We start from the raw sequence: 11,936 nt of genomic DNA on the forward strand, positions 1-11,936 counted from the left end.
AAAGATTTAGTCGTTTTTCAGATCCTGAATATCCAGCATACCTACAGGTTTGCCGTTTTCAGTCACCAGAATGGTATCAACGCTGGTTTTCTTGAAAATAGCCGCAGCCGCATCCAGTAACTGTGTACTTTCAATAGAAATCGGTGTTCCGTATTCGAAATCACCCATGGTTTTTGAAAGAATATCACGACCGAATTCAGCCAGTTTACGACGAAGGTCACCATCCGTGAATACGCCTTTCAGGTTACCTGCGGCGTCTACTACGGTTACGCAACCAAAACCAAATTCCGTCATTTTAACGATGGCTTCCGTTACCGATAAATCTTCTGTAACGATAGGATTGATGCTATTAATAGCCTGTCCTACGGTCACCGTAATCAGACGGGTATGCTCAATGAACTGGTTCGTTCCGATGGCCGTGAAGTTATTTTCAGTCAGGGCTTTCATCAGTTTCCAGGGCACAGTAATGGTGTGACATCCCAGATCGATGGCGTTACGAACGTGCTCGGTGTTACGAACCGACGAGAACATTACTTTCGAATCGAAACCGTAAGCGTCTACCAGTTCCACTACGTCTCCGATCAGCGTCAGGGCATCGTACCCCTGATCCTGCATTCGTCCGGCCAGTACGCAGATGTACGTTGCTCCGGCAACGGCTGCCATATACGCCTGTTGAATGGTATAAACGAGGTGAACGTTTACTTTCAAACCCCGATCTACCAACATACGGCAGGCTTTTACACCTTCCAGCGATACTGGAATTTTGAAAACCGTACGTTGTGGGTCTAAGCCTAAAGCCAATTGACGATCTGCATCCGCTACGATGGCTTCTGCTGTTTCACCTAAAGCTTCGATTTGAAGAACAGGAACAATTTTAGAAAGCTCCACGATGGTCGCGTCGAGATCACGAACACCTTCGCGGTGCATAAAAGTAGGGGTAGTGGTAAGGCCGGTCAGGAAACCGAGTTGAAAAGCCTCTTTAATTTCTTTTAAATCAGCAGAATCAAGATACAACTCCATGTGTGTAGTAGCATTAGGTAGTTTCCAAGTCGGATTATCCCGCTGGATAACCGAGTTTACAGGAAAACCTTTTTAATGAATAGGATCAAACTTGTTTTCAGGCAAAGTAAATCGCCAGAGAAGCGGCTGCAAAGTTGGTGATTTTAAAGCAAAATCTGACGAGAAATGGGATTCGTTTTTAAGAAGACGTTATTCTTATCAAGTAACAAGACCAGAACGCCCGGAAAATAGACTTACCATTCCTGTTCTTTGAACCAGCCAGCGTACATGACGTAGTTATTAGCGGTACGGTCAAAAACCTCGGCGGCGGCTTCGGAGACAGGTTTTAACAGTTTGGCGGGGTTACCCGCGTAGATACTTCCGGGAGGAACAATCGTGTTTTGGGTAACGATGGCTCCGGCGGCGATGATACTTCCGGTACCAATCACAGCTCCGTCCATCACGATGGCCCCCATGCCAATCAGCACGCGGTCTTCGATGGTGCAGCCGTGTACGACGGCATTATGAGCAATGCTGACGTAATCGCCAATGATGGTTTGACTCTTTTGATACGTACAGTGAATCACAGCTCCGTCCTGAATATTACTGCGGTTACCAATCCGAATAGCATTCACGTCTCCCCGAATGACGGCGTTGAACCAAACGGTACAGTCTTCACCCATAATTACATCTCCAACGATGGTAGCATTAGGGGCTAGCCAGCAATTTTGCCCGAATTCGGGTTTATGATTCTGAACGGGAAGAATTAAGGCCATGACGATGAGGGATTAAATTGCAAAACAAAGCTGCCAGCTTTTCTGCTGGCAGCGGAGAATCTTCTATCAAATTAGGCTAATAGCTGTTCAATCGCGGCGTGCACCTGCTCGAAGCCAAAGCCTTGCAATTGAGCGTTCATTAGCTCCGTGATTTGTTCATTAGCAGGGTTACCGATACTTCCTAAATGGCTATGTTTCAGATCGCGGGAAGCGGTATAACTGCCATCGCCGATTTCTTTTCCTACCTGACGATAGGCATCCCGGAAAGGAACACCTTCAATCACCAGCTCATTCACACGTTCGACGCTGAAGAGTAAGTCGTATTTTTCGTCTTTTAGCAATTTCGTTTTTACCTGAATATTTTCCAGCATATAAGCCGTAATGTCCAGGCAATCCAAGATTTCTTCGATGGCGGGCATCAGGATTTCTTTCAGTAACTGCATGTCGCGGTGATACCCCGAAGGCAGGTTACTCAGCACCAGTGTTACCTCCATCGGTAGAGCTTTCAGTCGATTGGTTTTACCGCGTAATAACTCCGCCACGTCGGGGTTTTTCTTGTGCGGCATGATGCTGCTGCCCGTTGTTAATCCATCGGGTAGCGTCAGGAAGGCGAAGTTTTGGGAGTTGTATAAACAAACATCCATTGCCAGTCGCGAAAGCGTTTGGGCGAGGTTCGCAATGGCCGTTAAAGCCATCCATTCTGTTTTTCCCCGGCTCATCTGGGCGTAAACGACGTTATAGTGCAATCCTTCAAAACCCAGTAAATCTGTCGTTTGCTGACGATCCAGCGGGAAGGAAGAGCCATAACCCGCTCCGCTTCCCAGGGGGTTACGGTTGGCGAAGTGGTAAGCCGTTTGTAGTAAAGCCACGTCATCCACCAGTGATTCCGCGTAAGCTCCAAACCACAAGCCGAAAGACGAAGGCATGGCGATTTGTAAGTGCGTATAACCGGGTAACAAATCGTTTTTGTGCTGTTCTGAACGCTTCATCAGCGTGTCAAATACACGTTTGGTTTCCTGGGTAATCTGCTCCAGGCGATCCCGGGTGAAAAGTTTCAGATCGACTAAAACCTGATCGTTACGACTGCGACCAGAGTGAATTTTCTTGCCAATGTCGCCTAGTTTGCGGGTTAACATCAGTTCTACCTGTGAGTGAACGTCTTCGATGCCGTCTTCAATCTCAAAATTCCCCGCCTGAATCTGTTGATAGATTTCCTTCAGTTCACGTTCCAGATCGCCCAGTTCGGCTGCTTCCAGCAAACCTACGGAGGTGAGCATGCGGGCGTGAGCGAGGTTACCCAGTACGTCGAAGGGAGCCAGGTATAAATCCATTTCACGATCCCGACCGACGGTAAATTTTTCTATTTTTTCAGAAGTCGAAACGCCTTCTTTTTGCCACAATTTCATTCTTAAACGTTGAGAGTTTAGCGTTTGCAGGAAAAGCTGAAACGGGTAATCCACTAATCGAATCGCAAAAAACCGAAAAAGGAGCGAGCAATAAAAGAAAAACCCCGCAGACCTGTGGAGGATACGGGGTTTGGTACTAATGAATAAGAACGTAACCTAGAAGTGACGCTCTCCTTTTTCACGCTTTCCAATGATAATTGCCCCGACCATAGCAATGAAAAACAGGACGGTAACTAATTCAAAAGGAAGCAGATAATCCCGGAATAACAGATCACCCAGGGTTTCGACATAACCCGTTTTAATATTGAACTGCTCGCTTGGAGGCATGGGGTATTGCAGGCGGCGAATCGAAGCGATAATGGCTCCCAGAATCGCCAGACCCATGACGAAGGCTCCAATTTTGGTCAGGTTATTTTTCGTTTCTTCCCGGTATTCCCGCAAGTTCAGGAACATCACGACGAAGAGGAAAAGTACCATGATCGCCCCGGCGTAAACAATCATGTTTACTACGCCGAGGAATTGTGCATTAAGTAAAAAATAATGACAGGAAAGCAGGAAAAACGTAAGGACCAGCGAAAGAACGCTATACATCGGATTTCTGACCAGAATGACTGCTAATGCGGAGATTAGAGTCAGAGCCGTCAGAATATACCAGATTTTATCGGCAGTGATAGGCATAAACTAATAAAGGTCAGTTTTGAAAAAGCAAATCTGGATTCATTACTTCCAGCCTTCGCGGAGGTAACGTTTATCCATGTTTTCTACGAGCTTGTCCTTGCCGTAAATCACCTCGTCACGTGACATGAAAACGGGGACAAACTCATCGTGGCGAAGGTAAATGGCCTGTTTGGGACATGCTTCTTCGCAGAAACCGCAGAAGATACAACGCAGCATGTTAATCTCATACACAGCGGCGTATTTCTCTTCCCGATACAGATGCTCTTCCCCTGATTTACGTTCGGCAGCTACCATCGAAATAGCTTCGGCTGGGCAGGCTACGGCACAAAGTCCGCAGGCCGTACAGCGTTCCCGACCGGCTTCATCTTTTTTCAGAATATGATGTCCGCGAAAAACGGGGCCGAGGTAACGCTTTTGCTCGGGGTAGTTAATCGTCGGTTTTTTCTTGAAAAAGTGCTTGAGCGTAATAGCCATCCCACTGGCAATCGCCGGAAGATACATCCGCTCCGCCAGCGACATCTCGCTCTTGTCAATTTTCTTGGATCTATTGGTTAATTGCATGATGTTAGTTGTCAGTTTACAGTTTTCGGTTGTCAGTTTCGGTGCTCAGTATAATGATCTGAAAATAGCAAACGGACTATTGAAAACACAATCTTAGTTGTTAGCTCTATTGAATCCAGCATACGAACTGAAAACGGTAAACTAACAACTGAAAACTCATCTTACGGGAGCGGCTTCGAGGATGCCTCGGGCGGCTTTGGGTTTAAGGGCAGCCTGAACAAGGGCTACGCCAACAATTAAAATAACGGCTACCCAGCTAAACCAGCGGATTTCGAACATAAGCCCAATGCCGGTAACAACGATGTTTAGAATCGCTAAGGGAATCAAACTCTTCCAGCCCAGATTCATTAACTGATCGTAACGGAAACGGGGCAGGGTCCAGCGAACCCACATGAAGAAGAAAACGAAGAACAGAGCTTTGGCAAAGAACACGCCGAAGCCAATGGCCGTGGCGATGTTATGCCCTGTAGCATCAGTACCTAAAGCTTCCGCTACTTTGTCCATGAAGGGATAATTAAATCCACCAAAGTAAAGGGCTGAAACCACGCAGGAGGACACGAACATGTTGATGTATTCGGCGAAGAGATAGAAACCCAGTTTCATCGACGAATATTCGGTGTGATACCCACCAATCAATTCGGCCTCGCATTCGGGTAAGTCGAAGGGCGTACGGTTACATTCCGCAAAGGCACAGGTCAGGAAAATGATGAAGCCCAGTGGCTGATACAACAAATTCCAGGAACCGCCGTGCTGGGTATTTATAATGTCACGCACCGACAGACTGCCCGTCATCATGATGATTGCAATGAGGGACAAACCCATAGCCAACTCATAGCTAATGTTTTGAGAAGCCGCACGAATGGCACCAAGCAGGGAGAATTTGTTATTGGAAGCCCAGCCTCCGACCATTACGCCGTAAACGCCCAGCGAAACGATTCCGAAAACCCAGAGAATTCCAATATTAACCTCAATGCCCTGCACCTGTACTTCGTCTGAACCCACGATGATGGTATCGCCAAAGGGAACAACGGCAGAAGATAATAAAGCCGTGAGCATCGCCAGACAGGGGCCAGCGATGAAAAGCCATTTATTGGCCTGAGCGGGAATGAAGTCTTCTTTGAAGAACATTTTTCCAGCATCGGCCAGCGGTTGTAATAAGCCGCCCCATCCAGCTCGGTTCGGACCGGGCCGATCCTGCATATACCCGGCTACTTTCCGTTCGGCCCAGGTAGAGTACATCGCCACCACGAGCGAAAGCCCAAAGATGACCAGAACAATAATTGCTTTAATCCAGAATATGTCCATCAGTATTTAGGTTTGGAGTTTAGAGTTTTTAGTTTGGAGTTTTGCGTTTATTCAGTTGTGAAATGCTACTGGTAACTCAAAACCCTAAACTCAAAACATCTTACTTGTCTTCTGCCCAGTTTTGGATAGAACGGATGCCTGCTACGGCTGATTCGCCGGCGGGTGGAATGAGTTGCTTGAACCGTTCTTCGGGTAACTGTTTGATCGTTAATTGACTGGTGTCCCGACCTTCGTGTACGTCTTTATACTGCGAGGCGGCCAGTCGGCGGGCAAACTCGGGAACAATCTTATTCGCTCCGTATTTATTCGCTGATATGACCGAATGACGGGCTACTTTGGTTGGACCTTCAATGGTCCAGTCCGCTGTATTTTTACGTTCAAAGCGGCAGGTGTTGCAGATAAAGTCCAGTACTTCACCCCACTGATTCTTCCGAGCCGTTACCCGGATTACTTCGTCACCGCGATACCAGAGCGTGACTTTACCCGAGCATTTCTCGCAATCGCAGTGAGCATCCACAGGTTTAGTAAACCAGACCCGATTTTTGAAGCGATACGTTTTATCAGTTAAGGCACCTACCGGACAAACGTCAATAACATTCCCCGAAAAATCATTATCAATGGCTTTTTCGATATACGTTGAAATCTCCGCGTGATCGCCCCGGTTTAGTACGCCATGAACGCGTTTGCCCGTAATCTGATCGGCCGTAAACACACAACGGTAGCAAAGGATGCACCGGGTCATGTGTAACTGAATATTCGGACCTAGATCCTGTTTTTCGAACGTGCGGCGTTCCTCTTCGTAACGGGTTTGCTGTACCCCATGCTGGAAGGAAAAATCCTGCAAATGGCATTCGCCCGCTTGATCGCAAATGGGGCAATCGAGCGGGTGGTTAAGCAACAGGAACTCAACAATTCCTTTACGAGTCTCGAGCACCTGTTCGTTAACCGTATTTTCAACGATCATACCATCCTGAACCTGCGTGATACAGGAAGGAACCAGCTTGGGCATCGGACGAGGGTCTTTTTCAGAACCCGCCGTGACCTTCACCAGACAGGCCCGGCATTTACCTCCCGAAGCTTTCAAGGGCTCGTAATAACACATGGCAGGCGGGGCTACCTCCGGGCCAATTTTACGAGCCGCCTGAAGAATGGTAGTTCCAGGTTCAACCTCAATCGTAATATTATCAATCGTAACTTTCATGTCTATTACAATTTTGAATGAGTGAATGATAGAATGAGTGAATCTAAATCACCAGTCAAGTTCTATGTATTCATCATTATTAGATTGAGATAGAATGAGTTATTCAATCATTCTATCATTCAAAATTCACTCATTAAACCAGTTCCATGTGTCCTTTATAGATGGCTCCGGGGCGAGTGGCTTCCTGGGGATGGGTAATGTGCCATTCGAACTCATCCCGGAAGTGGCGAATCGCCGAGGCTACGGGCCAGGCTGCCGCATCCCCTAAGGGACAAATGGTATTTCCTTCTATTTTTTTAGCTACGTCGACCAGCAAGTCAATGTCGTGCATGGAGCCGTGACCGTGTTCGATGCGGTGTAATACTTTCTCCATCCAGCCGGTTCCTTCACGGCAGGGGGAACATTGTCCGCAGGATTCGTGGTGATAGAAGCGGGAGAAATTCCAGGTATTTTTTACGATACATGCCGTTTCGTCCATGGCAATGAATCCGCCCGAACCCATCATGGTACCCGTGGCAAATCCACCATCCGAAAGCGATTCATAAGACATGAGTCGATCTTCGCCGTTGGCCGTTTTTAATAACATGGCCGCAGGAAGAATAGGGACGGAAGAACCTCCGGCCACGACGGCTTTCAAATGATGACCATCCCGAATGCCGCCACACCATTCGTCCGAGTAGATGAATTCCTGAACGGGTAAGCCCAAAGGAATTTCATAAACGCCGGGTTTTTTCAGGTGACCGGACGCAGAAATTAGTTTCGTTCCCGTTGATCGGCCAATACCGATGGCTGCGTAGGCATCGCCCCCGTTGTTGACAATCCAGGAAGTTGTAGAAATTGACTCTACGTTATTTACTACCGTTGGGCATTGGTATAAACCCTTGACGGCAGGGAAAGGAGGTTTATTACGGGGATTCCCGCGTTTTCCTTCCAACGATTCCAGTAGAGCAGTTTCTTCGCCACAGATGTAAGCTCCGCCACCGGGTTGTACGTACAACTCCAGATCGTAGCCGGAACCAAGGATGTTTTTACCCAGAAAGCCGGCTGCTTTTGCTTCCGCAATGGCTTGTTCCAAAATACGAACTACGTACATTAACTCCCCGCGAACGTAGATGTAACTCGTATTGGCACCCAGAGCATAACTGGAAACGATCATTCCTTCGATTAACAAGTGAGGAATGGTTTTCATTAACCAGTGATCCTTGAATGTGCCGGGCTCGGATTCGTCGCCGTTACAAACCAGGTAACGGGGAACGCCTTCGGGTTTGGCCAGGAATGACCACTTCATCCCCATCGGGAACCCTGCCCCTCCGCGACCGCGAACGCCCGATTTTTTCACCTCTTCCACCACTTCGTCGGGGGTCATGGTTTTCAGGGCTTTTTCCACGGCGGTATACCCACCGTTTTTGCGGTATACGTCAAAGGTCTCAATTCCCGGAATATGGGTTTTATCCGTAAGTATTTTAGGACGCTCGCTAGTCATAAGTAGGGTTTAGAGTTTAGGGTTTTGTGTTTAAAGTTGAGAGTTAATGAACTCAAAACCCTAAACGGAAAAACTCCAAACATCACTATTTTCTGAGTTCATCAATGATTTCGTCTACTTTTTCGATGGTCAGGTGCGTGTAGTATTTTTCACGAATCTGAAAGCAGGGCCCCCAGCCGCAAGCCGCCAAACATTCGACGGGCTTAATGGTGAAAAGTTGATCCGCCGATGTTTCACCGTCCTGAGCACCGATTTTCTGTTTGAGGTGAGCGTAGACTTCCTCGCCTCCCATGAGCATACACGGCCCCGTCCGGCAGTATTCAATGACATGCTTACCGACGGGGTCGAGGTGATACATGGTATAGAAAGTGGCTACCTCGTATACTTCAATGGGTTGAATACCCAGAAATTCAGCGATGTAGTCCATGCCTTCGGTGGGTGTCCAGCCTTCCTGCTCCTGTAACAAATGGAGTAGGGGAAGTAAGGCCGATTTCTGACGACCTTCAGGGTAATGCGTAAGTAGTTCCTTCGCCCGTTCCAGACGCTCGGGGGTAAATTCTATGCGAGGTTTATCGGAGGTTTCAATCATAATCTTACGCGTCTAATTCACCAGCAATAACGTTCATACTACTCATGATGATAATGGCATCGGAAAGGGTCACTCCCTTACACATCTCGGGGTAGGCCTGATAAAAAATGAAACAGGGACGTCTCATTTTCAGTCGATACGGGCTACGGCCACCGTCCGAAATCAGGTGAAAACCTAACTCACCATTACCGCCTTCTACAGCATGGTATACCTCGCCGACCGGAATCGGGATTTCACCCATCACAATTTTGAAGTGATAAATGAGGGCTTCCATGTTTCGATATACTTCCTGCTTGGGAGGTAAGTAAAACTCGGGAGCATCGGCGTGGAAGGGGCCTTCGGGTAAATTCTCGATGGCCTGTTTAATAATCTTGAAGCTTTCCCAGATTTCACCGTTACGTACCATGAAACGGTCATACGTATCGCCGGTATAACCTACGGGGATATCAAACTCAAAATCCTGATACGAAGAGTAGGGGTTCATGACCCGAACATCATAATCAATACCGGCAGCCCGAAGATTAGGACCACTGAAGCCGTATTGCAAAGCCATTTCCTGCGAAACAGGACCAACGCCTACGGTACGATCAATGAAAATCCGGTTCCGGTTCAGCATTTTTTCAAACTCCTGCATCACGGGTGGGAAGGATTGAATAAACTCCCGGATTTTACGAATGGCTTCTTTCGAAAGGTCACGCTCCATGCCCCCAAAACGACCCATGTTTGTCGTGAGACGGGCCCCGCACATTTCTTCGTAGATCTCGTAAATCTCCTCACGTTTCTGCATGACGTAAAGGAAACCCGTGAAGGCCCCTGAGTCTACACCCAGAATGGAGTTACAAATCAGGTGATCGGCAATGCGGGCGAGTTCCATCATAATTACCCGGATGTACTGAGCCCGTTTGGGCACTTCAATGCCAAGTAACTTCTCGACCGTCATGTGCCAGCCCATGTTATTAATTGGGCTGGAGCAGTAATTCATCCGGTCCGTCAGCGTCGTAATCTGATACAGCGGACGGCGTTCGGCAATTTTCTCAAACGCCCGGTGGATATAGCCAATCGTTGGCACGCCTGAAACGATCTTTTCCCCATCCATGGTCAGGATGTTCTGGAAAATACCGTGGGTGGAGGGGTGCGTCGGGCCGAGGTTCAGCGTCGTTAATTCGCGACCATCTTCCGAAACAATGGGTACTCCGTCTTTCAGGGCCAGGTTACCGACCTGCGGTCCCATCACAGCCGTCTGGTTACGTTGGGTAAGCGTATTTTGAGTGGTGATATCTTCGCTCATCTGTCTCTGAACATTATCTGCCGAAAAGGGCATCGATTTTATCCTGCCGGGTAGCATCTTCCAGCGGGTATTCTTTACGCATCGGGAAATAATCCATTTCCTCAATGTTCAAAATTCGAATCAGGTTAGGGTGGCCCACGAAATTGATTCCGAAGAAATCATAGGCTTCGCGTTCCATCCAGTTAGCTGATTTATAAACGTCAACGAGGGTTGGTACGTCGGGAGCATCGATGGGGACGAAGATTCGAACCATCAGACGGTGGTTATTCGTCCAGCTATGAACGTGATAAACCACACTTAATTCGCCGCCCTTGTTATCAGGGTAATGAATGCCCGCCAAATCCGTCAGGTACTGAAACTGAAAGGTCGGGTGTTTATAAAGATACTCAATCATGGGTTTGGCCGTCTCTACCGTAGTAAAGACACTCATGATTTCGTGGTGCTCTTCAAATCCAGCAATCTTATCTCCAAACTGCGAAAGCAGATCGTCGGCTATTTCCTGATTAGTCAGCATATCAAAAAGAATGAAAGAAAGAGGAACGGATTCCTGCCTTTCGTTTACTTGATAATTCCGTAAGATTCCAGCAAAGCCTGGTATTCGGGCGAATCCCGCCGACGCAGCGGCTCGTTTTTTACGATCTCCTGTAACTGCATCACGCCATCCAGAATTTGCTCGGGGCGGGGCGGGCAACCCGGCACGTATACGTCCACCGGAACCACCCGATCAATACCCTGAAGTACGGAATAGGTATCAAAAATACCGCCGGAAGAAGCACAGGCTCCTACCGCAATAACCCAGCGAGGCTCAGCCATCTGGATATACGTTTGCCGAACAATGGGAGCCATTTTCTTGGCAATGGTACCCATCACCAACAGCATATCCGACTGACGGGGTGAGAAGCTGGGACGTTCTGAACCAAAACGGGCCAGATCGTACGTAGCTCCCATCGTTGCCATGAACTCAATTCCGCAGCAGGAAGTAGCAAAGGGAAGCGGCCAGAGTGAGTTACTACGGGCCAGGGCAATTACTTTTTCAAAAGAGGTGGCAAAGAAACCCGATCCGCCGTAGCCGTCAGGAGCATCCACCAGTTTAATATTATTCGGTCTTTCGCTCATGATTTTCCATGTGGATTAAAGTAAATCTAAGGATGCAGGTTAGTCCTGATCCCACTTTAATACCCCTTTTTTAATTACGTAATAAAAGCCCGCCAGCAGAAGTAACATGAAGACAATCATTTCTCCAAACACCAGCATGCCCATTCCCTGGGATTTGAACTTAAGGAAATTCACTGCCCACGGATACATGAAAATGATCTCTACATCAAAGAGAACGAAGAGAATAGCGGTAAGAAAATATTTTACAGAAATGGGCGTTCGGGCATCACCATACACAGGGATACCGCACTCCCAGGGATCTTCTTTTCGAGCTGTACTGGTAGTCTTCCGACGCCCCGTCAGGAGGTGCGTAGCTACCATCGTCATGCCAATAAAGCCGGCTGCGGCGAGGAATTGCACCAAAACAGGTGCGAAATCTGAGGGTAGGGAAGCCAATAACATAAGTAAATCCGATACGAGGTTAATACATCATGTGAGTCAATTACATGATATTAGAATTGTACTTTCTTTACTTACAAAAATCGCATTTTTGCC

The 11,936-nt window shown here is 47.8% G+C and carries 13 protein-coding genes; all 13 read right to left on the reverse strand.

All coding sequences use genetic code 11. The annotated features are described in order from the left end of the window. Positions 1–6 precede the first annotated feature (6 nt). A complete protein-coding gene (locus QE357_RS05115) occupies positions 7–1,020 on the reverse strand; it encodes a transaldolase family protein (protein ID WP_106638498.1) in 1,014 nt (337 codons plus the stop codon). A 233-nt stretch (positions 1,021–1,253) separates the two neighbouring features. Beyond that, on the reverse strand, positions 1,254–1,775 hold the full coding sequence (locus QE357_RS05120) for a gamma carbonic anhydrase family protein (RefSeq protein ID WP_307142259.1): 522 nt from the start codon (positions 1,773–1,775) through the stop codon (positions 1,254–1,256). A gap of 71 nt (positions 1,776–1,846) precedes the next feature. Continuing rightward, positions 1,847–3,181 (reverse strand): argininosuccinate lyase, encoded by a 1,335-nt coding sequence (argH, locus tag QE357_RS05125; RefSeq protein ID WP_309706311.1) that lies wholly within the window; start codon positions 3,179–3,181, stop codon positions 1,847–1,849. A gap of 156 nt (positions 3,182–3,337) precedes the next feature. Then, positions 3,338–3,859 carry an NADH-quinone oxidoreductase subunit J gene (locus QE357_RS05130; RefSeq protein ID WP_106638495.1) on the reverse strand — a complete coding sequence of 174 codons (522 nt, stop codon included), beginning with the start codon at positions 3,857–3,859 and terminating at the stop codon, positions 3,338–3,340. Between the two features lie 42 nt (positions 3,860–3,901). After that, on the reverse strand, positions 3,902–4,420 hold the full coding sequence (locus tag QE357_RS05135; protein ID WP_307142261.1) for an NADH-quinone oxidoreductase subunit I: 519 nt from the start codon (positions 4,418–4,420) through the stop codon (positions 3,902–3,904). 156 nt (positions 4,421–4,576) lie between these two features. Beyond that, entirely contained in the window at positions 4,577–5,725 is a 1,149-nt protein-coding gene (gene nuoH / locus QE357_RS05140; protein WP_106638494.1) for an NADH-quinone oxidoreductase subunit NuoH, read from the reverse strand. Between the two features lie 100 nt (positions 5,726–5,825). Continuing rightward, complete coding sequence (locus QE357_RS05145) at positions 5,826–6,926, reverse strand: 2Fe-2S iron-sulfur cluster-binding protein (RefSeq protein WP_106638493.1); 1,101 nt, start codon at positions 6,924–6,926, stop codon at positions 5,826–5,828. Between the two features lie 133 nt (positions 6,927–7,059). After that, positions 7,060–8,409, reverse strand: a complete 1,350-nt coding sequence (nuoF, locus tag QE357_RS05150; protein WP_307142263.1) for an NADH-quinone oxidoreductase subunit NuoF — start codon at positions 8,407–8,409, stop codon at positions 7,060–7,062. Between the two features lie 85 nt (positions 8,410–8,494). Beyond that, the gene (nuoE, locus tag QE357_RS05155; RefSeq protein WP_106638491.1) at positions 8,495–8,998 is read right to left on the reverse strand and encodes an NAD(P)H-dependent oxidoreductase subunit E; all 504 of its coding nucleotides are present in this window, start codon (positions 8,996–8,998) and stop codon (positions 8,495–8,497) included. Between the two features lie 4 nt (positions 8,999–9,002). Next, positions 9,003–10,286 (reverse strand): NADH dehydrogenase (quinone) subunit D, encoded by a 1,284-nt coding sequence (gene nuoD, locus QE357_RS05160; protein WP_232793861.1) that lies wholly within the window; start codon positions 10,284–10,286, stop codon positions 9,003–9,005. 13 nt (positions 10,287–10,299) lie between these two features. Beyond that, on the reverse strand, positions 10,300–10,800 hold the full coding sequence (locus QE357_RS05165) for an NADH-quinone oxidoreductase subunit C (RefSeq protein ID WP_106638490.1): 501 nt from the start codon (positions 10,798–10,800) through the stop codon (positions 10,300–10,302). A 44-nt stretch (positions 10,801–10,844) separates the two neighbouring features. Then, complete coding sequence (locus tag QE357_RS05170) at positions 10,845–11,402, reverse strand: NADH-quinone oxidoreductase subunit B (protein WP_106638489.1); 558 nt, start codon at positions 11,400–11,402, stop codon at positions 10,845–10,847. A 39-nt stretch (positions 11,403–11,441) separates the two neighbouring features. After that, positions 11,442–11,843 carry an NADH-quinone oxidoreductase subunit A gene (locus QE357_RS05175; protein ID WP_106638488.1) on the reverse strand — a complete coding sequence of 134 codons (402 nt, stop codon included), beginning with the start codon at positions 11,841–11,843 and terminating at the stop codon, positions 11,442–11,444. Positions 11,844–11,936 lie beyond the last annotated feature (93 nt).

The sequence above is a fragment of the Siphonobacter sp. SORGH_AS_0500 genome (assembly GCF_031453245.1).
Classification (GTDB): domain Bacteria; phylum Bacteroidota; class Bacteroidia; order Cytophagales; family Spirosomataceae; genus Siphonobacter.